This window comes from Paraburkholderia sp. BR10141, assembly GCF_056155635.1.
The window spans coordinates 104,273-127,197 of sequence record NZ_JBMIQH010000017.1 but is presented as its reverse complement, the minus strand read 5'-3'; the positions used below and the strand labels follow the sequence as shown (position 1 = coordinate 127,197).

Genomic DNA, 22,925 nt, shown 5'->3' with positions numbered 1-22,925 from the left:
GCCAATCAGGCGGGTTCAGGCGTGGCGCTGGGCGGGCGGCGTGAGCCCGTTGCGGGTTTGCGAGACGGGCGCGACCGGCGCGCGGTTGGCGCGGTTGGCCTTCCATTTGGCACGCACGTAGGGCCGGTCGTGACCCGAAACCGTGAGCGCGATGTGCGTGACCCAGCGATGCGTGGGCACATGCACGTTGTGTAAGGCGACAGTCAGCGCCGCGAGGCTCAGCGCGACGGCCGCCGCTGAAATTCGCCGGGCTTGCGCCTGCCACCAGTAGCGCGCGAACACGAGCGCGGTGAGCGCCCCGACCACGCAGCCCGTGACAGCCTCGGAAGGCGAGTGAGCGTCGAGCACGACGCGCGAGAGCGCGACTGCGAGTCCCACCGCGAGGCCTATGGTCACGCCCGTGGCGCGCACGAAGGACGGCGCGCCTTGCAGCATCAGGAAAAACGCGACGGGATAGACGGCCGTGGACAACATGGCATGGCCGCTGATCCCCGTGAAATCCAGTTCTCTTACCCCCACGCCCCAGCCGAGAAACGCGATCTTGGTGAGCGTCACCAGGCCGATTGCCAGACCGAGCACAAACACCCAGCTCGCCGCCATGCGCCACGAGTAGCCGACTATCAGCCACAGCGCGATAGCCAACGCCAGCGGCAGGGTGAGGCCGGCGCCGCCGAGGTTGGTAATCGAGTACCAAAGGTGAAGGGGCAAATCTGGCATGGTCCGCGCTGCCGGCTGTCTGAAGAGGATCCTGGGGTTGCAGGTGCTTAACCGCTACTTCATAGCGACTTAACGCGCGAGCCGCCTGGCTGGCCGACACGCGCGTGAGACACGCATCCAGTATAGCTGCCTCGCATAGACGAAGGCGTGCCTCGACGAACGAACGCGCGGACAGAACCCAGCCTGTTCGATCTGCAGCGTCATCCAAATGGTGTTATTGTGCGTTGCACAACGACGGATCGCGGCAAAACGCCACGATGTGTCGGACCCTTTTACGAGGCCATAGATGACGAAAAATCTGACGAAGCTATGGGCAGGTGGCATGCGACGTCTGCTCGCCATCCAGACCCGGGCGACCCGCGACGCCCTGAAAGGCGCGGGGATCGATGCACCCAAGCCGCAGGCAATCTGGCGCGCCGCTCAGGCCGCAGCCGAGCAGGCGGCCAGGCGCGTCACGCCGGGGCAGGCGCGCAGCGCGCCGGTGCGCGAGTCGCGCGTGGGTCCGCGTGCGGCCGCCTGGGCCGCGGGCGAATGGCGCCGCGCGGAGCACCTTGTACCGGCGAACGACCTGCATGCCGGACGTTCCCTGCCTTACGGGCTGTACCTGCCGACGGCGCGCAAGACGCGGGGCATGCCGCTCGTCGTGATGCTGCACGGCTGCAAGCAGTCGATGGATTCCTTCGCCGAAGGCACCCGCATGAATCTGCTCGCCGACCGTCATGGCTTCGCGGTGGTGTATCCCGAGCAGTCGGAACGCGCGCATCCGCATCAATGCTGGCATTGGTACGACTCGCGCGACGCGGCGGGCGGCGGCGAGGCGGCATCCGTCGTTTCGCTGGTCGATGCGCTCGTCGAGGAGCATGGCTTCGACCGCTCGCGCGTCTATCTGGCCGGTTTGTCAGCGGGAGCAGGGCTCGCGATGCTGCTCGCGGTGCGCTCACCCAGCCGTTTCGCCGCCATCGCGCTGCATTCCGGCCCCGCTTTCGGTGAGGCGCGCTCGGGCGTGACGGCGCTCGATGTGATGCGGCGCGGCGTGCACCACGATCCAGTGGCGCTCGTCGATACCCAATTGGGCGAGCGCATCCATCCGGGCATGCCCGCGATCGTCGTGCAGGGCGAGGCGGACGCCGTCGTCGCGCCCGTCAACGCGGAACAGCTCGCGCTGCAACTGTTGCGTTTGAACGGTCTTGCGGATACGCGCGGCGTGCGTCAGGGCGTCGTGTCGCGCGAGACCTTCAAGGACGGTTATCGCGAGCAGGATTACGAGCTAGACGGCGCGAGTGTCGTGCGACTGTGCCGCGTGGCGGGCCTCGACCACGCCTGGAGCGGCGGCGACGACACCGTACCGTTCCACTCCTCGACGGGACCGGACGCGAGCACGTTGATCTGGGATTTTTTCGAGGCTCATCGCCGCGAGGCCTCCGACGAGGCCTACGACGCCGAATTGACACAGGACGTTGGTTAAAAGCGACTACGGGCAACTTAGGTGTTTACCCTTAACAGGGTTTACCCTATAATGGCTTCATTCGATTCGCGGGCACGTGCCCGTCAAAGAAGGGCCAAATCATGTACCTGCTCAGCCGTCTTTTCCTTTTCCTCTCCGAAACTGCAGAAGCTCGCCGCCAGCAGCGCGAGGAAGCGTACCTCGCGCAGTCCGTCGATATCTACGATCTCGAGTTCCGCATGCGCGAGATGGATCGCGAGAAGGCCACGCGCCACCCGTCGTGGATGAACCATTACGGCTAAGCAGGAATGCAGCCCCCGCTAACGGGGCAAAATGAAAACGGCGCCAAAAGGCGCCGTTTTTGCGTTTTGACTTTGAAGGACTACCGCGCCGCCGGTCAGCGTCCCGAGTCCGGCATTTCCGCGGCCTGCTTTTCCTGCACGCCAAAGCAGCCGCGATAGGTCGCGTAGAACGAGCAATAGAGCATCGTCGTCACGATGATGAGCGCGGGCATCAGGATCGCCACCGTGAAGTCGCCGGCGCCGAGCGCGCGCAGCAGCGTCGACAGGCCGATCGATACGACCGTCGAGACGGCGAACCACAGCGCCCCATACACCATGAACGCGCCCTTGTTGCGCCAGCAGCTCACGATGCTGAAGAACAGGGCCTTCACGGGCGGCACGTCGTGCCACGCCGTGAGCACGGGCGCAAACCAGAACAGCATCGACACCGGCACGTAGCAGAGCAGCGAAGCAAGCACCGCGAGCGGCACGTCGCTGTTGGCGAGCGCTTGCGCGTCGAGGTCGCCGCCGATCGTCATCAGCCGCAATAGCGCGCCGCCGTCCACGAACGCAGACGCGGCCAGCACCAGCAACATCGCCCCCACGTAAATCGCCCCGAGCACCAGCAGTTGCTTCGCCACGTTGCTGCCGTACGAACGAAAGCCGTCGATCAGAATGGTAGGGAACACCGGTTTGCCCGCGATCGTGTTGCGGCACGCCGCCATGAAGCCGACGGCCACGCCGGGCACGAACAGCAGTGGCAGCACGCCGCCGATCACGGGAATGGCGGAAATCAGCGTCATCGCCAGCAAATAGGCGAAAAACAGCGTGAGAAACGCGAGCGGATTGCGGCGGAACAGCCAGATACCCTGGCGGAACCAGACATAGCCCGTCTTCGCGGGGACTTCAATTAGTTGCATGGGCGATGGGGCAAGGCGTGATGGGAACCCGCCTCGCTGCCGGCGAGGCGCTCGTGCAGGATGCGCTCGAAGTGGCCGGGATCGTGCGGCTTGAGCAGTTCGGCCGAGCGCGGCAGGTGGAAATCATACAGGCGCGAGACCCAAAAGCGGTACGCGCCTGCGCGCAGCATGTCCATCCAGTGCCGCGTTTCCTCGGGCGTGAATGGGCGCACGGTCTGGTAGGCGCGCAGGAGCGCGTCGGCGCGCGCCGTGTCGAGCTTGCCGGTGGCGAGGTCGACGCACCAGTCGTTCACGGTCACGGCCACGTCGAAGAGCCACTTGTCGCAGCCGGCGAAATAGAAGTCGAAGAAGCCGCCCAGCCGAACTTCGTGGCCCGGCGCCGGGTGCGAGTGCGCGAACATCGCGTTGTCGCGGAACAGGTCGCAATGGCACGGACCGCCGGGTAGCGCCGCGTAGTCGCTCGAACCGAAGAATGCGCGCTGATGGTCGAGTTCGCTCGTGAGCAGCGTGCGCTGGGCGTCGTCCAGAAACGGCAGCACCGTCGGCACCGTTTCTTCCCACCATGAAAGGCTGCGCAGATTCGGCTGGTCGCCGCGGTAGTCGCGGCCCGCCAGGTGCATACGCGCGAGCATCTGGCCCACTTCCGCGCAGTGCTCCACGCCGGGCGCGAGTTCGGGCTTGCCTTCGAGCTTCGAGACGATGGCCGCGGGCTTGCCGTGCAGCAGGCCGAAGAGCGCGCCGTCCTTGCGCGGCATGGGGTCGGGTACCGGCACCCGATGCGAGGCGAGGTGCCGCATCAAGTCGAGGTAGAACGGCAGTTGTTCGGCCGTCAGCTTTTCGAAGATCGTCAGGACGTATTCGCCGCGCGTCGTCGTCAGGAAGAAGTTGCTGTTCTCAATGCCGGACTGGATGCCGCGAAATTCGACGACATCGCCGAGATCGTAGTCGCGCAGCCATTGGGCAAGCTCTTGGTCGGTGACAGCGGTGAAGACGGCCATGCAAGAAGGTCGGTTGATTGGTAATGGCGGGTCGGCGAACGCTGCGAGGTGCTGCCCGAGGGGCTTGCAGGCGTGTCCGGCTCAGGCGCGATGGCCGCGGCCCGGCTCAAGGGGCGGCGCACATGGCGTTGGCGCGGGCATGCCCAACAAAGGCATGCGCGCGCCCGGATGGCTCAGTAATGCAGGTTGATCGACGGCAGGCGCGTGCTGGCCTGGCCGTTGTTGCGCACTTGCGGCGAGGTGTCGGGGTTCGCGCTCATCGTGTAGCGCGTGCCGAAGTTCGAATGCACGTTGATCTCGACGGGCTTGCCCTTGTCGCGGAACTCGGTGATTTCGGTGCCGTTCGGGCTCACTTCGTGATAGCTGGGCACGCGCGGCACGTCGTTGATGTCGACCTTCGAGGTGACGCGTGCGGCCGGCTTGTTGTTGATCGCAGCCAGATCGGGCAGGCCCGCGCGTTCGTTCTCCGATTGCGCGGATTGTGCCTCGACGGCGGTCTTTGCGTCGTCGGCCGGCGCGGCCATGGCGACCCCGCTGAAAGCGAGCGTCACCGCGACGGCGGCAAGAAGGTGCGACTTCATGGTCATTCTCCGATGGGATGCCCCAATTCTAGCAAATCCGGGCGCTTTGCCCCATGTCGCTCAAGCGCTGCGGCCCGCGCCCGGCGGGCGGTGCGCGGCGCTCGCAGCGCTCTCGCGGCGGGTGCTCCAAAAGCCCTCGGCGCGGCCAGGTCCGTCGCCAGAAAGTCGCACCTTCCGTGGTAATGTGGACCCATCAAACGGAGAGGCGAACGAAGATGAACAACGATAGCTACCTGCGGCCCCTCATGACGCCGGCGCACGACTTCCCGGATGAGTTTTTCGAAGACGCCGCCGACGCCGTGGCGCGCCTTTCGAGCATCTACGAAGCGAATACGTCGTTCCTGCGCGATGCGTTTGCGCGCTATCGCCGCGGCGAGGCATTCGAGCGCCGTGTGCGCGCGTGCTACCCGTTCGTGCGCATCCGCACCAACGTCAACACGCATATCGACTCGCGCCGCTCGTACGGTTTCGTGGCGGGCCCCGGCGTGTTCGAGACCACGGTGACGCGGCCCGATCTTTTCGGCAACTACTATCGCGAGCAGTTGCGTCTGCTGGCGAAGAACCATCATGTGGGCATCGAAGTGGGCGTGTCGGATCAGCCGATTCCCGTGCACTTCGCGTTCGCCGAAGGCATCCACCTCGAAGGCGATCTCGACCGCGAGCGCCTCTTCGCCATGCGCGACGTGTTCGATACGCCCGATCTCGCGCAGCTCGACGACCGCATCGTGAACGGCACCTTCGAGCCGGAGCCCGGCGAGCCGCATCCGCTTGCGCTCTTCACCGCGCCGCGCGTGGACTTTTCGCTGCATCGGCTCAGGCACTACACGGCCACGTCGCCCACGCACGTGCAGAACTACGTGCTCTACACGAACTACCAGTTCTATATCGACGAGTTCGTGAAGCTCGGCCGCGCGATGATGGCGCATACCGACGACGCGGACCTGCGCAACTATCGCAGCGAATACACCTCGTTCGTCGAGCCCGGCGACGTGGTCACCTACAACGCGAACCTGGGCGAACAGGACGACGAAGGCACGGCGCCCGCGCGCCTGCCGCAAATGCCGGCCTACCACCTCAAGCGTGCGGACGGCAGCGGTATCACGATGATCAACATCGGTGTGGGACCTTCGAACGCGAAGACGATCACCGACCACATTGCCGTGCTGCGTCCGCATGCGTGGATCATGCTCGGCCACTGCGCGGGCTTGCGCAACACGCAGCGTCTGGGCGACTACGTGCTCGCGCACGGCTATGTGCGCGAGGATCACGTGCTCGACGCCGACTTGCCGCTGTGGGTGCCGATTCCGGCGCTCGCCGAAGTGCAACTCGCGCTCGAGCGCGCGGTCGCGGAGGTCACGAAGCTCGACGGTGTGGAACTCAAGCGCGTGATGCGCACGGGGACGGTGGCGAGCGTCGACAACCGCAACTGGGAGCTGCGCGATCATCGCGAGCCGGTGCAACGCCTCTCGCAAAGCCGCGCGATCGCGCTCGACATGGAAAGCGCAACCATCGCCGCGAACGGATTCCGCTTCCGCGTGCCGTATGGCACCTTGCTGTGCGTGTCCGACAAGCCGCTGCACGGCGAACTCAAGCTGCCGGGCATGGCCGATTCGTTCTATCGCGCGCAAGTCGATCAGCATCTGCAGATCGGCGTGAAGGCGATGGAGATCCTGCGCACGAACGGCTTGCACAAGCTGCATAGCCGGAAATTGCGCAGCTTCGCCGAGGTGGCGTTCCAGTAGCCGCTTGATGGCTGGCCGGCGCGCGGTGAGCGCCGGCCAGTCTGTCGAATTGCGCTGTTGCCTTTTATCAATTCGGATGCCGAATCATTCGGCGTCGCTTACTGCCCGAACCCCGTCAGCCCAATCAAACTTCCCGCGCCAAGCAGCCACAGCGGATGAATCTTCGTGCGAAACGCGAGCACGGCGCACACGCCGGTAATCGCCCAGGCGATCCACGATGGATCGGAGGCCCGCGCGATCAGCACGGCGCTCGCGGCCACGAGACCCGCCGTCACCGGCACGAGGCCCTTTTGCGCGATGCGCCGCCACGGGCGGTCCTTGAAGCGATCCCATGCATGCAGCGCGGCGATCGTGACGAGCGACGACGGCCCGAACTTCGCAATCGACGTGACCAGCATGCCTGCCCAGCCGGCCACGTGCCAGCCCACCAGCGTCACGACCATCATGTTCGGGCCCGGGGCGGCCTGGGCAAGCGCGAATAGCGCGCTGAACTCGCTCGCCGGCATCCAGTGGTGGACCTCGACGACCTGACGCTGCATCTCGGGCAGGATCGTGTTGCCGCCGCCGAAAGCGAGCAGCGAGAGCTGGCCGAAGATCGCGGCGAGCGCAACGAGTGTGGCGCTCATCGCGAGCCTCCTTCCTTGCGCGCCGCGCGTGCCGCGAGCGCGATGCCGACTGGCGTGAGCACGAGCATGGTGGGCAAGAGCGGCGTGCGCAGCACGGCAATGGCTACGAAGCCGAACGTAGCGACGACGGCCGCGGCCGGATCGCGCCGCAGCGGCAGCACGATTTTCAGGGCCATCGAAACGAGCAGCCCGGCGGCGGCCGCGGCGAGCCCCACGAACAGATGCCGCACGTGCGGGTCGTCTTGCGTGCGCTCGTAGAGCACGCCGAGCCCGATCACGACGAGCGACGGACCCGCGATCAGGCCGAGGATGCCGGCGAGCGCGCCGCGCCATCCCTGAAAACGCATGCCGAGCGCGACCGAGAGATTGATGACGTTGCCGCCCGGCAAAAACTGGCAGAGGCCGAGCAGATCGGTGAACTCGCCGGCGGTGAGCCAGCGGCGCTGCTCGACGATGGTGCGGCGCGCCAACGGCAGCGCACCGCCAAACGACGTGAAGCCGAGACCGAGAAAGCCGAGGAACAGATCGCGTACCGAGGGCGTGTGCAGGCCGTCGTCCGCGCCATGTCCGGCTGCGGCGGGCGATGAGATGGGTTGTTTCATGAATGGAAGGGACCTCTGAGGCAAGTTCGGAGATTAAGCCCAATCGCGCGCGCGGCAAAACGATTTCTATGCCGCGCTCTTGTGATCTACACTCACAAGCATGGCACGCTCCCTTCCTCCCTTTCCCGCGCTGCGCGCGTTCGAAGCCGCTGCACGGCACAACAGCTTCTCCGCTGCGGCGGGCGAGCTCAATGTGACTCACGGTGCCATTAGCCGGCAGGTGTCCGCGCTCGAAGCGTGGGTCGGCGTGCAGGTGTTTCACCGGCACGGCAAGCGGGTCGCGCTGACCGAGGACGGGCGGCGCTACCTCGCCGCCGTGCAGTCGGCATTCGACGACATCGCGCGCGCAACCACTCAGCTGCGCGACACGGGCGTGGTGCACGTGCTGCGCGTGAGCGCGCTGCCTACCTTCGCGATGAAATGGCTGCTGCCGCGGCTCTCGCAGTTTCAGCGCCTCGCGCCGAACGTCGAGTTGCGCCTGTCGACTTCGAACGCGCCGGTCGAGACGCTCGAAGGCTTCGACGTGGCCGTGCGGCGCGGCCCGGCCCACTGGCCCGACTGCGAGGCCGGTCATTTTCTCGACGAGATGGAATTGCCGGTATGCAGTCCAGCGCTGCTCAAGCGCGCGCCGATTCATCAGGCGAGCGATCTTGCGCGTCACGTGCTGCTACATTCGGACACGCGGCCCGATGCGTGGCGCACCTGGCTTGCGGCCGCAGGCGTGAAAGCCAAATGCCGCAAGAAGCAGTCGTTCGATCACTTCTATCTGGCTTTGCAGGCTGCCGTGGATGGTCTGGGCGTTGCACTCGGCCCGCTGCCGCTGCTCGACGACGAACTCGCGTCGGGACGTCTCGTCACGCCGCTCGCGGGGCCGCATCTCGACGCGCGCGGCTACTGGTGGGTGGCGCGCCGCGAGGTGGCGCAAGCGCCGCTCGTCGTGCAGTTTTGCCGCTGGCTGGAGCAGCAGGCGAGCGCGCGGGCGCCGCTCGGTGCGTCCGGCGTGCCCGCAAGCGCGGAGAAAGCATGAGGGGAGTGATGCGCTGAGGCGCGAGCGGTGCGAAGGCCTGCGAAAACATTAACCGCAGGCCATCCGCAAGCGGTGCATCAGAGATAGAACATCCGGTCTTCGTCGGAGTCGCGGTCGCTGCGCGCCGGATGCTCCTTGCCGGTATCTTCGGCGGTGTCCGCATCTTCGTAGAACTTGAGAACGGCTTCGAGCACCTGGTCCGGGTCGTCGATCACCTGCATCAGGTCCATGTCTTCGGGATTGATGAGACCCATGGGCACGAGCGCCGAGCGGAACCAGTCGAGCAGGCCCTTCCAGAAGTCGGCGCCCACCAGAATGATGGGCACGTGGCGCGACTTTTTCGTCTGGATGAGCGTGAGCACTTCGGCCAGTTCGTCGAGCGTGCCGAAGCCGCCGGGCATGACGATCACGGCGTCCGAGTTCTTCACGAACGTGACCTTGCGCGTGAAGAAATGGCGGAAGCGCAGCGAGACGTCCTGCCACTGGTTGCCCGACTGCTCGTGCGGCAATTCGATGTTCAGGCCGACGGAAGGCGACTTGCCCGCATGCGCGCCCTGGTTCGCGGCTTCCATGATGCCGGGGCCGCCGCCGGAGATCACGGCGAAGCCCGCATCGGACACCTTGCGCGCGATGGTGGTGGCGAGCTGAAAGTACTCCGACTCCGGTTTCAGGCGGGCGGAACCGTAGATGCTGACCGCCGGCCGGATCTCGGACAGGTACTCGGTCGCCTCGATAAACTCTGCCATAATCGTGAACATCTGCCACGATGCGCGCGCCTTCTTGGCCGTCGCGCGCTCTTGATCTGCGAGTGAACGCAGACTCGGAATCACTTTTCTCTTGTCCATAATGCCTGAAGAACTACGCGTGGATACAAAGCTGAAGCTACAAAACGGGCTGGAAGGTAAGACCCTGCTGCTGGTCGACGGTTCTAGCTACCTCTATCGGGCCTTCCATGCGATGCCGGATCTGCGCGGTCCTGACGGCGAACCCACGGGCGCGCTATACGGCATCATCAACATGCTGCGTCGCATGCGCAAGGACGTTACGGCAGAGTATAGCGCGTGCGTGTTCGATGCAAAGGGCAAGACGTTCCGCGACGACTGGTACCCCGAGTACAAGGCCAACCGGCCTTCCATGCCCGAGCCGCTCGCTGCACAAATCGAGCCCATTCACACGGCCGTGCGCGCGCTCGGCTGGCCGCTCCTGATGATCGAAGGCGTGGAGGCCGACGACGTGATCGGCACGCTCGCGCATCAGGCCGAGAAGCTCGGCATGAAGGTCATCGTTTCCACCGGCGACAAGGACCTCGCGCAGCTCGTGACAGACCACGTCACGCTCATCAACACGATGACGAATGAAACGCTCGATCGCGAAGGCGTGATCGCCAAGTTCGGCGTGCCGCCGGAGCGCATCATCGATTATCTCTCGCTCATCGGCGACACCGTCGACAACGTGCCGGGCGTGAACAAGTGCGGCCCGAAAACGGCGGTAAAGTGGCTCACGCAATACGACTCGCTCGACGGCGTGATCGCGCATGCGGATGAAATCAAGGGTGCAGTGGGCGGCTATCTGCGCGACGCGCTCGACTTCCTGCCGATGGCGAGAAAGCTCGTCACGGTGGAAACGGCTTGCGATCTCACGCCGCATCTCGAGTCGATCGAAGCGTCGCTCGCCACGCGAGCCGAAGCGCGCGAAGAGCTGCGCGATATTTTCGCGCGCCACGGCTTCAAGACCTGGCTGCGCGAAGTCACCGAAGCGAGTCAGCAGAGCGAGACGGTGCCCGCCGCGACCCAGGGCGACGTGCCCGAAAAAGATGCGATCGTGCAGCCCGCGCTGTTCGTCGATGCCCCGCGTCATTACGAAACGATCCAGACGTGGCCGCAGTTCGACACGTGGCTCAGGCGCATCGAAGCCGCCGAACTCACCGCGTTCGACACCGAGACCACGGCGCTCGACCCGATGGTCGCGAAGCTCGTCGGCATCTCGTTCTCGACGGAACCCGGTGTGGCCGCCTATTTGCCGCTCGCACATCGCGGCCCGGACGCGCCCGATCAACTGCCGCAGGGCGAAGTGCTTGCGCGCCTGAAGCCCTGGCTCGAAAGCGGGAAGCACAAGAAAGTCGGCCAGCACATGAAGTACGACGAGCAGGTGCTCGCGAACTACGGTATCGAGCTCAATGGCGTGGAGCATGACACGCTGCTCGAATCGTATGTGCTCGAATCGCATCGCAGCCACGACATGGACAGCCTCGCGCTGCGCCATCTGGGCATCAAGACGATCAAGTACGAAGAGGTAGCGGGCAAGGGCGCGCAGCAGATCGGCTTCGACGACGTCTCGCTCGAAAAGGCCGCCGAATACGCTGCCGAAGACGCCGATGTCACGCTGCAACTGCATCGCGCGCTCTATCCGCAGATCGCGCCCGAGAAGGGCCTCGATCACGTGTATCGCAACATCGAATTGCCTACGTCGCGCGTGCTGCGCAAGATCGAGCGCAACGGTGTGCTGATCGACAGCGAAAGGCTCGAAAAGCAGAGCGCGGAAATTGCCGTGCGGCTCATCGCGCTCGAAGAGGAAGCGTATGCGCTCGCGGGCGGCGAATTCAATCTGGGCTCGCCCAAGCAGATCGGCCAGATCTTCTTCGAGAAGCTGCAGCTGCCGGTCGTGAAGAAAACGCCGAGCGGCGCGCCTTCCACCGACGAAGAAGTGCTGCAAAAGCTCGCCGAAGACTACCCGCTGCCCAAGATCCTGCTCGAGCATCGCGGGCTTGCGAAGCTCAAGTCCACGTACACCGACAAGCTGCCGCGCATGGTGAATGCGCAAACGGGCCGCGTGCACACGAACTACGCGCAGGCCGTGGCGGTCACGGGCCGTCTTGCGTCGAACGATCCGAATCTGCAGAACATTCCCGTGCGCACGGGCGAAGGCCGGCGCATTCGCGAGGCGTTCATCGCGCCGCCGGGGCACAAGATCGTTTCCGCCGACTATTCGCAGATCGAACTGCGCATCATGGCGCATATCTCGGGCGACGAGTCGCTGCTCGCGGCGTTCGCACGCGGCGACGACATTCACCGCGCCACGGCTTCCGAGGTGTTCAGCGTCACGCCGCTCGAAGTGAGCGCGGACCAGCGGCGCATCGCCAAGGTCATCAATTTCGGCCTGATTTACGGCATGAGCGCGTTCGGCCTCGCATCGAATCTCGGCATTACGCGCGACGCGGCGAAGCTTTATATCGACCGTTATTTCGCGCGCTATCCGGGCGTGGCGCGCTATATGGACGAAACGCGCATGGACGCGAAGTCGCGCGGCTATGTCGAGACCGTCTTCGGGCGCCGCCTGTGGCTGCCCGAGATCAACGGCGGCAACGGCCCGCGCCGCCAGGCCGCCGAGCGCGCCGCCATCAACGCGCCCATGCAAGGCACGGCCGCCGACCTCATCAAGCTTTCCATGGTCGCGGTGCAGAAGTGGCTCGACGAACGCAAGATCGGCACGAAGATGATCATGCAGGTGCACGATGAACTCGTGCTCGAAGTGCCGGGCGACGAACTCGCCGAAGTGCGCAAGCGCTTGCCCGAGCTGATGTGCTCGGTGGCGCAGCTCAAGGTGCCGCTCGTCGCCGAAGTGGGCGTGGGCGAGAACTGGGAAGAGGCGCACTGAAGGCGTTGTAGTGCTTAGTGAAGCTCTACTAAGTACATACTGAATGCGAAGTGCCGCCGCAAAAGCCGTAACCGGGACGTAACTGCCCGCGCGCGATAAGGCAAGCCTCGCGTGCGTGATGTCGCGAATGCGCGCCGCAAGGGTTGCCGCCGCGCGCTCCGTCGGCCGACAATGATTTGATTGAAGGCCGGTGCCTCGCACGTCACGTTGTCGACGCATCGGCCTTTCTATCGCCTTTCGACATGCACGGAGAGTCTATGCATCGCTTTATCGTTGTGGGAGGAGGCGCAGGCGGGCTGGAGCTGGCAACACGGCTCGGCGATCGTTATGGCGAGGCGCGCGCGAAGCGGGGCAAGCCGCAAGCGGCATCGATCACGCTGGTCGACCGCAATCCAACGCATATCTGGAAACCGCTCCTGCACGAAGTCGCGGCGGGCAGCATGGACCCATTCACGCATCAGCTCGAATATCCGGCGCAGGCGCGCTGGCATGGCTTCGAGTTCCAGCAGGGCGAGCTGACCGGGCTCGACCGCGCGGCAAAGCGCATCACGCTCGGGCGCGTGCTCGACGAAGACGGCGCGGAAATGCTGCCCGAGCGCGTGCTCGAATACGACACGCTCGTGCTCGCAATCGGCAGCACGACGCATTTTTTCGGCGTGCCGGGCGCGGCCGAGAATTCCATCGCGCTCGACACCGTCGAGCAGGCCGAGCGGTTTCGCAAGCGTTTGATCGCCGCGTGCATGCGCGCCGAACATCAAGCGCCCGAAAAAGTCGCGGTGGAGGTGACGGCGGACGACCTCGCGCCGGCCATGGACGCCGGCGCCGAGCCGCGCGTGCAGGTGGCGATCATCGGCGCGGGCGCGACGGGCGTCGAGCTTTCCGCCGAGCTGCGCAACACCGCGCAGGTGCTGTCGGCCTATGGACTGCACAAGCTCGATCCGCGCAACGACGTGGGCATCGTGCTGATCGAGGCCGGCCCGCGCATCCTGCCCGCGCTGCCGGAGCGCGTTTCTTCGGCGACAGGCGAGCTGCTGAACAAGCTCGGCGTGAAGCTGCTGACGAGCGAACGCGTGATCGAAGTGGCGCCTGGCGTCGTGCGCACCGCGAGCGGCAAGAACCTGCGCGCGGACCTCACGGTCTGGGCCGCTGGCATTACCGCGCCGGCTGTGCTCTCGCGGCTCGACGGTCTCACCGTCAACAAGCTCGGCCAACTGATCGTGCGCCGTACGCTGCAAACGGAACTCGACGACAACATCTTCGCGCTCGGCGACTGCGCGGCCTGCGAATGGCCGGGCCACGAACGCGGTGTGCCGCCGCGCGCGCAAGCCGCACACCAGCAGGCCACTTTCCTGTTCAAGTCGCTGGGCAATCTGCTCGCCGGCAAGCCGCTGGAAGAGTTCACCTATCGCGACTTCGGCTCGCTGGTGTCGCTCGGGCACTTCAGCGCGGTCGGCAATCTGATGGGCGGGCTGATCGGCGGGAATATGTTGATCGAAGGGTTGTTTGCCCGTTTCATGTACATGTCGCTGTACCGGCTGCACATCGCGGCGCTGCACGGCTACGCGCGCATGGTGCTCGACACCTTCGCGCACTGGCTGCGCCGCACGACGTTGCCGCGCGTGAAGCTGCACTGAGCGGCTGCGCCGGGCGGCGCTTGTGTCCGGGGCGCGGCGCTATTCTGCCTGTTTCCGCTGTTTGATCTATCTTCAAGGAGCGCTGCATGCTGAAACCCGAAGTCGATAGCCTCGTCCCGCACGTGCCGTTCGATCGGCGCACCTTCATCAAGGCGGCGCTCGGCAGCGGATTCGCCGCTGCCGTGCTGCCCGTCTCGGCGCAAACCATTCACACCGACAGCGAAGGCCTCGAAGCCGGCGAGATCGGCTTCCAGTCCGGCGGCACGCTCATCCCGGCGTATCGCGCGCAGCCGCGCGGCAAGACGCACTTGCCGGTGATCATCGTGATCCACGAGATCTTCGGCGTGCACGAGCATATCGCCGATGTGTGCCGCCGCTTTGCGAAGCTCGGCTATCTGGCCATCGCGCCGGACTTCTTCGTGCGTCAGGGGGATGCCTCGGCGTACCCGACAGTGCAGCAAATCAGCGAGAACATCGCGAGCAAGGTGCCCGATGCACAGGTGCTCGGCGACATCGATGCGGCGCTTGTCTGGGCTGGCGAGAACGGTGGCGATCTGAAGCGCGTGGGCGTCAATGGCTTCTGTTGGGGCGGGGTCTACACGTGGCTCTATGCCGAGCACAATCCGCGCATCAAGGCGGCGGTTTCCTGGTATGGCCGCGTAGCGGGCGCACACACGGAAAATTCGCCGCAAAATCCGCTCGATCTCGCGGGCAATCTGCAGGTGCCGGTACTCGGCATGTATGGCTTGCAGGACAACAGCATTCCGCAGAACACGCTCGAGCAGATGAAGGCCGCCATCGCGCAGGGTCCGCAGGATGGGCGCGGCTCGCAAATCGTCGTGTACAACGATGCGGGCCACGCGTTCTTCGCGGACTACCGGCCGAGCTATCGCAAGGCCGATGCGGAGGATGGCTGGAAGCGCGCGATTGCCTGGTTCAAGGAGCACGGCGTGGTGTGACGCCGTGCCCGGCTCCGGATACCCGGCTTAGGGGTTGGGGCCAGTCGCGACCGGCCGCGACGCGTCGGCGCTCCATTCGCTCCACGAACCGGGATAGAGCGCCGCGCCGTGCAGGCCGGCAATCTCCATCGCGAGCGCATTGTGGCAGGCGGTCACTCCCGAGCCGCATTGCAGGACCACGTGTTCGGGCGTGATGCCAGGCAGCACCGCCGTAAAATCTTCGCGCAGCGCATGCGCCGACTTGAAGCGGCCGTCCGGCGTGAGATTGTCCTGATAAAACCGATTGCGCGCGCCAGGAATATGGCCGCCCACCGGGTCGATCGTTTCGTTCTCGCCGCGATAGCGGTCGGCGGCGCGCGCGTCGACGACCGTGAGTTCGTGCGTGGCGAGATTGCGGACGATGGCCTGCGCGTCCACCGTCACCTGCAGCGGCGCGCCGGCCTTGAAGGTGCCGCGCGCGGGTGTCGGCACGTCGCGCACGAGCGGGAAGCCCGCGGCTTCCCACGCCTTGAGGCCGCCGTCGAGCACGGCCACCGAGTCGTGGCCGAGCCAGCGCAGGAGCCACCACAGGCGGGCGGCGTAGGCGCCGCCTTGCGCGTCGTAGGCCACGACCTGCTGGCCTTCGTTGAGCCCGCGCAGCAGGAGTGTGGCAACGAGCGCCGAGCGGTCGGGCAGCGGATGGCGGCCGTTCTTGCCGGTTTTCGGGCCCGAGAGGTCGCGGTCCAGATGCAGGTATTGGGCGCCGGGCAGATGGCCGAGCGCATAGGCGTTCTCACCCGCGGCGGGATTGGCGAGATCGAAGCGGCAGTCGAAAACCAGCACGCTGCCCGGCGCGGCGGTCAGGCGTTCGTGCAGATTGGCGGCCGAGATTAGCGTGGTGTAGTGCGTGTGGGGCATGACGGCTCCTTGAATCGTGCAAGGCCGCCCTCTCTCGCGATGCGACGGCCCGGTGCCGTCAGTCTAAACAAAAAGACGGGGCGAAGCCCGTCTTTCCGTGATGCGTTCGAGTTGCCCGACGCCCGCGCCAGGCCGTGCGTCAGATCGGTCCCAACTCGCGGCGCAGAAACTCGTGGAAGTGCTGCATGCCGTCTTCCATCGGGCTCTGGTACGGGCCGACCTCGGAAACGCCACGCTCGAACAGCGCCCTGCGGCCGGCGTCCATGCGCTCGGCAATCTCGTCGTCTTCGACGGCGGTTTCCATATAGGCGGCGCGCTCGGCCTCGACGAACTCGCGCTCGAAGAGCGTGATTTCCTCGGGGTAATAGAACTCGACGATGTTCTTCGTCTTCTGCGTGCCTTCGGGGATCAGCCACGAGACCACGAGCACGTGCGGATACCACTCGATCATAAGATTCGGGTAGTACACCATCCAGATCGCGCCGAACTCCGGTGGCTCACCGTTACGGAAGCGCAGGACTTCGTCGTGCCACTTGCGGTACGTCGGGCTGCCCGGCTTGCCGAGGTGCTTGTGCACGCCGACCGTCTGCACGCTATACCACTCGCCGAACTCCCACTGGAGATCGTCGCACGAGACGAAGTTGCCGAGTCCCGGGTGGAACGGCACGACGTGATAGTCTTCCAGATAGACCTCGATGAAGGTCTTCCAGTTGTAGTTGCACTCGTGAACCTCGACGTGATCGAACATGTAGTCCGTAAAGTCGAGGTGTTTCGCCGGCCCAAGGCGTGCGAGATCGCGCGCGACGTCGCGGCCCGCGGATTCGAACAGCAGCCCGTTCCACTTCTGGAGCGGCGAGCTGTTCAGATTCAGACACGGCTTGTCCGCGAAGTGCGGCGCGCCGAGCAATTCGCCCTTGAGGTCATAGGTCCAGCGATGCAGCGGACATACAATGTTGTCTGCCGTGCCGCGACCGTTTAGCATGATGGCCTGGCGATGCCGGCACACGTTCGAGAGCAGCTCGATTTCGTTGCTCTTGTTGCGAACGAGCACGCGGCCTTCTTTTTCGCCGGGCAGCGCAAAATAGTTTCCCGCCTCGGGCACCATGAGTTCGTGCCCGACGTAGCGAGGACCCTTCTGGAAAAGCGTGTCGATTTCGCGCTTGAGTAGCGCTTCGTCAAAATAAGCGGTGACTGGCAGCTGGCTGTGGATAGACTTCAGCTGCAATGCATTGCTCAGATTGGACATTCCCACTCCCGATGAAGACGTGAAAGCAGTGAACAACCCAACCATCGAAGATTCGATTTAGGGAGCCGGCGATTATACCCGGTTACCCCCTCGTGGGGTAGCTAAGTGACTGATTTTTGCCAAAATTACACCGGAAAGACGGCAGGAATTCAGGAAGTATGAGACAAATGCACGGGTAATCGGGCCTTCTGGAACCGATTTGTACTGGCCCCGAACATGTGGTCGAGAGGGTACACAAGCCGGGGAGCGGGTCGAACGGGACCTTTTGCCGTAGAATGTCCGCCTTGTTTCATTCTGGCGACGACTCATGGCGAAATCCGCAACGAAAGACCGCGCTGGCGCGGGCGAAAGCGAAGCCGGGCTGGCCGAGGGCGAAGCCCTGCCCGAGAGCTACGAGGTGGCGCTTGCGGAGCTCGACGGGCTCGTTGCACGCATGGAAGGCGGCAGCCTGAGTCTGGAAGAATCGCTTGCAGCCTACCGCCGTGGCGCGGCGCTCGTGCGCTTCTGCCAGCAGCAGCTCGAAAAGGTTGAACAACAGGTGCGCGTGCTCGACGGCGAGACGCTGCGGCCCGTGCCCCTCAATACGACAGACTCCGCAGCGGGCGGAGACGACGATCTATGACATTTGACCAATGGACCCGGCACGTACTCGACCGGGTCGAAAGCGCGCTCGATCACTATTTGCCGGCTGCCGACGTATTGCCGGCGCCGCTGCATGACGCCATGCGTTATGCCGTAATGGGCGGCGGCAAGCGGGTGCGTCCGCTCCTGTGCCACGCGGCGGGCGAACTCACCAACGCCACGCCGCAAGCGCTCGACGCGGCGGCCTGCGCGCTCGAAATGATCCACGTCTACTCGCTCGTGCACGACGACATGCCGTGCATGGACGACGACGACATGCGTCGCGGCAAACCCACCGTACACGTCAAATATGACGAACCGACGGCGCTGCTGGTGGGCGATGCGCTGCAGTCGCAAGCCTTCGTCACGCTGACCTCCGATGTGCTCGGTGCCCAGCACCAGGCATCGCTCGTGCGCGAACTCGCGCTGGCCAGCGGCTCGATCGGCATGGCCGGCGGCCAGGCCATCGACCTCGCGAGCGTGGGCCATTCGCTCACCCGCGAGCAGCTCGAAACGATGCACCGCCTGAAGACCGGCGCGCTCTTGCGCGCCGCGGTCCGCATGGGCGCGCTGGCGGGCGAGACGCCTTCGGCGGAAAACCTCGCCGCACTCGACAAATACGCGGCGGCCGTGGGCCTCGCGTTCCAGGTGGTGGACGATATTCTCGACGTCACCGCCGACTCCGCAACGCTCGGCAAGACCGCTGGCAAGGACGCGAAGGACGGCAAGCCGACCTACGTGTCGATTATCGGTCTTGATGCCTCGCGTGCGCTCGCGCAGCAGTTGCGCGCCGACGCGCACGCGGCGCTCGAACCGTTCGGCGCGCGCGCTCAGCGCCTCGCCGAACTCGCTGACCTGGTGGTGAACCGGGTGAGCTGACCGCGCAACCCGCCCACGCGCATGAAATGGAAGTAATGCGCAGAAAAAGTGCGGGAGCGCCAGTTTTCCTACAATGGAACGACGATGTACGACTTGCTGAAAACCATTGACGACCCGGCGGATTTGCGCCGCCTTGATCGCCGCCAGTTGCAACCGCTTGCCGACGAACTGCGTGCCTTCGTTCTCGAGAGCGTCTCGCAGACGGGCGGCCACCTGTCGTCCAACCTCGGTACGGTCGAACTGACGATCGCGCTGCACTACGTGTTCGACACGCCGCGCGACCGCATCGTCTGGGACGTGGGCCATCAGACCTATCCGCACAAGATCCTGACGGGCCGCCGCGATCAGATGTCGACGCTGCGTCAACTCGGCGGCATTTCGGGTTTCCCGAAACGCGACGAGTCGCCGTACGACACGTTCGGCACCGCGCACTCGAGCACGTCGATTTCGGCGGCGCTCGGCATGGCCGTGGCGAGCAAGCTCAAGGGCGACAATGCCATGGGCATCGCCGTGATCGGCGATGGCGCGATGACGGCCGGCATGGCCTTCGAGGCACTGAACAACGGCGGCGTGGAAGACGACGTGCCGCTGCTCGTCATCCTCAACGACAACGACATGTCGATTTCGCCGCCGGTTGGCGCGCTCAATCGCCATCTCGCGCGCCTCATGTCGGGCCGCTTCTACGCCGCCGCACGCGCGGGCGTGGAGCGCGTGCTGCGCCATGCGCCGCCGGTGCTCGACCTCGCGCGCAAGCTCGAAGAGCACGCGAAGGGCATGATCGTGCCGGCTACGCTGTTCGAGGAATTCGGCTTCAACTACATCGGGCCGATCGACGGCCACGATCTGGATTCGCTGATCCCGACGCTGCAGAACATCAAGGAACTGCGCGGCCCGCAATTCCTGCACGTCGTGACGAAGAAAGGCCAGGGCTACAAGCTCGCCGAAGCCGACCCGGTCCTGTACCACGGTCCCGGCAAGTTCAACCCGGCCGAAGGCATCAAGCCGTCGACAACGCCCGCCAAGAAGACCTACACGCAAGTGTTCGGCGAATGGCTGTGCGACGCGGCTGAACTCGATTCGCGCGTGATCGGCATTACGCCTGCAATGCGCGAAGGCTCGGGCCTCGTCGAGTTCGAAAAGCGCTTCCCGGACCGCTACTACGACGTCGGCATCGCCGAGCAGCACGCAGTCACGTTCGCGGGCGGCATCGCGGCAGAAGGCCTGAAGCCCGTGGTCGCGATCTACTCGACCTTCCTGCAGCGCGCGTACGACCAGCTGATCCACGACGTGGCCCTGCAGAACCTGCCCGTCGTGTTCGCGATCGACCGCGCGGGCCTCGTCGGCGCGGACGGCGCAACGCACGCGGGCGCGTACGATCTCGCGTTCATGCGCTGCATTCCGAACATGATGATCATGGCGGCGTCGGACGAAAACGAATGCCGCCAGATGCTTTACACGGCGCTCCAGCAGGACTGCCCGACGGCCGTGCGCTACCCGCGCGGTGCGGGCACGGGCGTGGCGACCGTGAAGCAGATGGCCGCGCTGCCGGTGGGCAAGGGCGAAGTCCGCCGCGAGAGCAACGCGCCGGCAGGCAGCCGCATCGCGATCCTTGCGTTCGGTACGATGGTTGCGCCGTCGCTCAAGGCCGCCGAGGAACTGGACGCCACCGTGGCGAACATGCGCTTCGTGAAGCCGCTCGACGCGGACCTCGTGAAGCAGCTCGCCGAAACGCACGACTACCTCGTGACCGTCGAGGAAGGCTGCATCATGGGCGGCGCCGGTTCGGCCTGCGTGGAAGCCCTCCTTGAAAGTGGGGTTATCAAGCCCGTACTACAATTGGGCCTCCCCGACCGCTTCATCGACCACGGCGACCCGGCGAAGCTGCTGGCGGGCTGTGGGCTCGACGCAGCAGGGATCGCGAAGTCGATTCGCGAGCGCTTTCTCGACAAGGCAGTGTCCGGCAAGTCGGTGATGCGCGTTGCCTGAGGTCGATTGAGATCGCGATAGTTTGATTGGTGCGTCGCCCTCGCGGCAGCCCAATTCACATTTGAACTGGCGGGCGGGTTCCTACCCGGCTTTCCGCCAGCAAACGCCGGCTCATGCCGGCGTTTGTTATTTGCGCGCCGCGTATGGCGCGGCTTGAGGATAAGAACATGAATCAGATGAACCCGGCCTTCGTGATGCCGGACGTCCAAAGCTCCGTCGATACCCGTCAGATCGTGATCCAGCGCGTCGGCGTGAAGGCCGTGCGCCATCCGCTCACGGTGAAGACGGGCGCGGGCGACGTCCAGCCGAGCGTCGGCATGTGGAATCTCGACGTTCATCTGCCGGCCGACCAGAAGGGCACGCACATGTCGCGCTTCGTCGCGCTGCTCGAAGAGAACAAGGCGCCGCTCGAACCCGCCACGTTCCGCGCCATGCTGGCCGCGATGCTCGCGAAGCTCGAATCGCAGGCGGGACGTATCGAAGTGACGTTCCCGTACTTCGTGAAGAAAGTGGCGCCGGTGTCGGGCGTGGAAAGTCTGCTGGACTACGAAGTGACGCTCACGGGCGACGTGCGCAACGGGCAAACGCGCCTGTTCCTCAAGGTGCTCGTGCCCGTGACGAGCCTGTGCCCGTGCTCGAAGAAGATCTCGCAATACGGCGCGCACAACCAGCGCTCGCACGTGACGATGAATGTCGAGTTCGAAGGCGATCTGCCGGTGGAAGACCTCGTTCGCATCGCAGAAGAAGAGGCGTCGTGCGAGCTGTGGGGCCTGCTCAAGCGTCCGGATGAGAAGTTCGTGACCGAGCGCGCGTATGAGAACCCCAAGTTCGTCGAAGACCTCGTGCGCGACGTGGCCGTGCGACTGAATGCCGATGCGCGCGTGATCGCCTATACGCTCGAAGCCGAAAACTTCGAGTCGATCCACAATCACAGCGCCTACGCCGTGATCGAGCACGACAAGCGCGCGGCGTAACGCCGGCCGCCTGGTTGCACCGTCAATAAAAAAGCCGCCGAAGGGCGTGGCCCTTGGGCGGCTTCTGCAGTGGCGAACGGATTAGTGCTGCGCGAGCGACGTCAGATCCCAGCGCGGCTTTACCGTGAACGCATAATCGCGCGTGGCCTGCTCGGGCCAGCGCGCGAGGCGCAGCGCCCCCGCGAGCGCGATCATCGCGCCGTTGTCGGTGCACAGCGACAGGTCCGGGTAATGCACCTCGAAGCCGCGCTTTTGCGCCGCCGCCGAAAGCGTCTCGCGCAACTGCTTGTTGGCCCCCACGCCGCCAGCCACCACAAGGCGCTTCATCTTCGTGCGCTTGAGCGCGGCGAGCGATTTCGCGGCCAGCACCTCGACGGCTGCGTCGACGAAACCGCGTGCGATGTCGGCCTTGCCCTGCTCGCAGATATTCGTGCCGAGCTTCTTCACCTGCGTGAGCACGGCCGTCTTGAGGCCGCTGAAGCTGAAGTCGAGATCGCCCGAATGAAGCATCGGACGCGGCAGTTCGACCGCGCCTGGCGTGCCGAACTCCGCGAGGCGCGAGACTTCCGGGCCGCCCGGATAGCCGAGGCCGAGCAGCTTGGCCGTTTTGTCGAAGGCTTCGCCGGCGGCGTCGTCGAGCGTCTCGCCGAGGGTTTCGTAGACGCCCACGTCGGTCACGCGCATGAGTTGCGTATGGCCGCCCGACACGAGCAGAGCGACGAACGGAAACGGCGGCGGCGCATCGACCAGCAGCGGCGAAAGCAGGTGCCCTTCGAGGTGGTGAATCCCCACGGTCGGCCGATTCCAGGCCATGGCGAGCGCATTGGCGATGCTCGCGCCCACGAGCAGCGCGCCCGCGAGGCCGGGGCCCTGCGTGAAGGCGATGGCGTCGATGTCGCTTTTCGCGGCGCCGCTCTTCGCGAGCACTTCTTCGAGCAGCGGCAGCGCACGGCGGATATGGTCGCGCGAGGCAAGCTCCGGCACGACGCCGCCGTACTCGCGGTGCATGGCGATCTGCGAATGCAGCGCGTGCGCGAGCAGGCCGCGCTCGCTGTCGTAGAGCGCGAGGCCGGTTTCGTCGCAGGAGCTTTCGATGCCGAGAACGAGCATGGTGGGAGGCAGGGCGGCGGCATTGGG

Annotated in this window: 21 protein-coding genes; 11 read left to right on the top strand and 10 right to left on the bottom strand. The window is 65.2% G+C overall.

Features of this window, described 5'->3' with window-relative positions; genetic code table 11:
- Nucleotides 1–15: 15 nt before the first annotated feature.
- The gene (locus tag ACOJB8_RS23235) at nucleotides 16–717 is read right to left on the bottom strand and encodes a phosphatase PAP2 family protein (protein WP_069261349.1); all 702 of its coding nucleotides are present in this window, start codon (nucleotides 715–717) and stop codon (nucleotides 16–18) included.
- A gap of 286 nt (nucleotides 718–1,003) precedes the next feature.
- On the opposite strand from ACOJB8_RS23235, the gene ACOJB8_RS23230 reads away from it, so the two are divergent.
- Both ACOJB8_RS23230 and ACOJB8_RS23225 read left to right on the top strand, forming a co-directional pair.
- Complete coding sequence (locus tag ACOJB8_RS23230; protein WP_342946993.1) at nucleotides 1,004–2,182, top strand: extracellular catalytic domain type 1 short-chain-length polyhydroxyalkanoate depolymerase; 1,179 nt, start codon at nucleotides 1,004–1,006, stop codon at nucleotides 2,180–2,182.
- Nucleotides 2,183–2,283: 101 nt separating this feature from the next.
- Nucleotides 2,284–2,463 carry a DUF3563 family protein gene (locus ACOJB8_RS23225; RefSeq protein WP_475014520.1) on the top strand — a complete coding sequence of 60 codons (180 nt, stop codon included), beginning with the start codon at nucleotides 2,284–2,286 and terminating at the stop codon, nucleotides 2,461–2,463.
- A gap of 95 nt (nucleotides 2,464–2,558) precedes the next feature.
- Here the strand turns inward: ACOJB8_RS23225 and ACOJB8_RS23220 are convergent, their stop codons facing one another.
- From ACOJB8_RS23220 to ACOJB8_RS23210, 3 genes are all read right to left on the bottom strand, one after another.
- Nucleotides 2,559–3,362 carry a BPSS1780 family membrane protein gene (locus ACOJB8_RS23220; protein WP_368728200.1) on the bottom strand — a complete coding sequence of 268 codons (804 nt, stop codon included), beginning with the start codon at nucleotides 3,360–3,362 and terminating at the stop codon, nucleotides 2,559–2,561.
- Nucleotides 3,353–4,360 carry a homoserine kinase gene (locus ACOJB8_RS23215; protein WP_475014518.1) on the bottom strand — a complete coding sequence of 336 codons (1,008 nt, stop codon included), beginning with the start codon at nucleotides 4,358–4,360 and terminating at the stop codon, nucleotides 3,353–3,355. The genes ACOJB8_RS23220 and ACOJB8_RS23215 overlap by 10 nt, the downstream gene beginning before the upstream one ends.
- 173 nt (nucleotides 4,361–4,533) lie before the next feature.
- Nucleotides 4,534–4,941, bottom strand: coding sequence for a hypothetical protein (locus ACOJB8_RS23210; protein WP_069261345.1), 408 nt, complete (start codon nucleotides 4,939–4,941; stop codon nucleotides 4,534–4,536).
- Nucleotides 4,942–5,186: 245 nt separating this feature from the next.
- Between ACOJB8_RS23210 and ACOJB8_RS23205 the strand changes: the two genes are divergently transcribed.
- Nucleotides 5,187–6,683 carry an AMP nucleosidase gene (locus ACOJB8_RS23205; RefSeq protein ID WP_370684239.1) on the top strand — a complete coding sequence of 499 codons (1,497 nt, stop codon included), beginning with the start codon at nucleotides 5,187–5,189 and terminating at the stop codon, nucleotides 6,681–6,683.
- A gap of 98 nt (nucleotides 6,684–6,781) precedes the next feature.
- Here ACOJB8_RS23205 and ACOJB8_RS23200 read toward each other — a convergent pair whose 3' ends face one another.
- Nucleotides 6,782–7,309 carry a chromate transporter gene (locus ACOJB8_RS23200; RefSeq protein WP_069261343.1) on the bottom strand — a complete coding sequence of 176 codons (528 nt, stop codon included), beginning with the start codon at nucleotides 7,307–7,309 and terminating at the stop codon, nucleotides 6,782–6,784.
- Nucleotides 7,306–7,911, bottom strand: coding sequence for a chromate transporter (locus tag ACOJB8_RS23195; protein WP_342946995.1), 606 nt, complete (start codon nucleotides 7,909–7,911; stop codon nucleotides 7,306–7,308). The genes ACOJB8_RS23200 and ACOJB8_RS23195 overlap by 4 nt, the downstream gene beginning before the upstream one ends.
- Before the next feature lie 100 nt (nucleotides 7,912–8,011).
- On the opposite strand from ACOJB8_RS23195, the gene ACOJB8_RS23190 reads away from it, so the two are divergent.
- Nucleotides 8,012–8,938, top strand: a complete 927-nt coding sequence (locus tag ACOJB8_RS23190; RefSeq protein WP_475014512.1) for a transcriptional regulator GcvA — start codon at nucleotides 8,012–8,014, stop codon at nucleotides 8,936–8,938.
- A 77-nt stretch (nucleotides 8,939–9,015) separates the two neighbouring features.
- On the opposite strand, the gene ACOJB8_RS23185 is transcribed toward ACOJB8_RS23190, so the two are convergent.
- Nucleotides 9,016–9,783 (bottom strand): LOG family protein, encoded by a 768-nt coding sequence (locus ACOJB8_RS23185; RefSeq protein WP_475014508.1) that lies wholly within the window; start codon nucleotides 9,781–9,783, stop codon nucleotides 9,016–9,018.
- 1 nt (nucleotide 9,784) lies between these two features.
- Between ACOJB8_RS23185 and polA the strand changes: the two genes are divergently transcribed.
- The 3 genes from polA (at nucleotide 9,785) to ACOJB8_RS23170 (ending at nucleotide 15,185) form a co-directional block, all read left to right on the top strand.
- Entirely contained in the window at nucleotides 9,785–12,592 is a 2,808-nt protein-coding gene (polA, locus tag ACOJB8_RS23180) for a DNA polymerase I (RefSeq protein WP_368616721.1), read from the top strand.
- Between the two features lie 257 nt (nucleotides 12,593–12,849).
- Nucleotides 12,850–14,226 carry an NAD(P)/FAD-dependent oxidoreductase gene (locus ACOJB8_RS23175; RefSeq protein WP_069261339.1) on the top strand — a complete coding sequence of 459 codons (1,377 nt, stop codon included), beginning with the start codon at nucleotides 12,850–12,852 and terminating at the stop codon, nucleotides 14,224–14,226.
- Nucleotides 14,227–14,312: 86 nt separating this feature from the next.
- Nucleotides 14,313–15,185 carry a dienelactone hydrolase family protein gene (locus tag ACOJB8_RS23170; RefSeq protein WP_069261338.1) on the top strand — a complete coding sequence of 291 codons (873 nt, stop codon included), beginning with the start codon at nucleotides 14,313–14,315 and terminating at the stop codon, nucleotides 15,183–15,185.
- Between the two features lie 27 nt (nucleotides 15,186–15,212).
- Here the strand turns inward: ACOJB8_RS23170 and ACOJB8_RS23165 are convergent, their stop codons facing one another.
- Together ACOJB8_RS23165 and ACOJB8_RS23160 are read right to left on the bottom strand one after the other, a co-directional pair.
- On the bottom strand, nucleotides 15,213–16,082 hold the full coding sequence (locus ACOJB8_RS23165) for a sulfurtransferase (protein WP_069261337.1): 870 nt from the start codon (nucleotides 16,080–16,082) through the stop codon (nucleotides 15,213–15,215).
- Nucleotides 16,083–16,221: 139 nt separating this feature from the next.
- A complete protein-coding gene (locus ACOJB8_RS23160; RefSeq protein ID WP_069261336.1) occupies nucleotides 16,222–17,328 on the bottom strand; it encodes an aromatic ring-hydroxylating oxygenase subunit alpha in 1,107 nt (368 codons plus the stop codon).
- Between the two features lie 307 nt (nucleotides 17,329–17,635).
- Between ACOJB8_RS23160 and ACOJB8_RS23155 the strand changes: the two genes are divergently transcribed.
- From ACOJB8_RS23155 to folE2, 4 genes are all read left to right on the top strand, one after another.
- Complete coding sequence (locus ACOJB8_RS23155) at nucleotides 17,636–17,950, top strand: exodeoxyribonuclease VII small subunit (RefSeq protein WP_342946998.1); 315 nt, start codon at nucleotides 17,636–17,638, stop codon at nucleotides 17,948–17,950.
- A complete protein-coding gene (locus ACOJB8_RS23150) occupies nucleotides 17,947–18,828 on the top strand; it encodes a polyprenyl synthetase family protein (protein ID WP_069261334.1) in 882 nt (293 codons plus the stop codon). The genes ACOJB8_RS23155 and ACOJB8_RS23150 overlap by 4 nt, the downstream gene beginning before the upstream one ends.
- A gap of 84 nt (nucleotides 18,829–18,912) precedes the next feature.
- Complete coding sequence (gene dxs / locus ACOJB8_RS23145; RefSeq protein WP_069261333.1) at nucleotides 18,913–20,814, top strand: 1-deoxy-D-xylulose-5-phosphate synthase; 1,902 nt, start codon at nucleotides 18,913–18,915, stop codon at nucleotides 20,812–20,814.
- 167 nt (nucleotides 20,815–20,981) lie between these two features.
- On the top strand, nucleotides 20,982–21,788 hold the full coding sequence (gene folE2 / locus ACOJB8_RS23140) for a GTP cyclohydrolase FolE2 (protein ID WP_342947000.1): 807 nt from the start codon (nucleotides 20,982–20,984) through the stop codon (nucleotides 21,786–21,788).
- 81 nt (nucleotides 21,789–21,869) lie between these two features.
- Here the strand turns inward: folE2 and tsaD are convergent, their stop codons facing one another.
- Complete coding sequence (gene tsaD, locus ACOJB8_RS23135; RefSeq protein WP_342947178.1) at nucleotides 21,870–22,898, bottom strand: tRNA (adenosine(37)-N6)-threonylcarbamoyltransferase complex transferase subunit TsaD; 1,029 nt, start codon at nucleotides 22,896–22,898, stop codon at nucleotides 21,870–21,872.
- Between the last annotated feature and the right edge of the window lie 27 nt (nucleotides 22,899–22,925).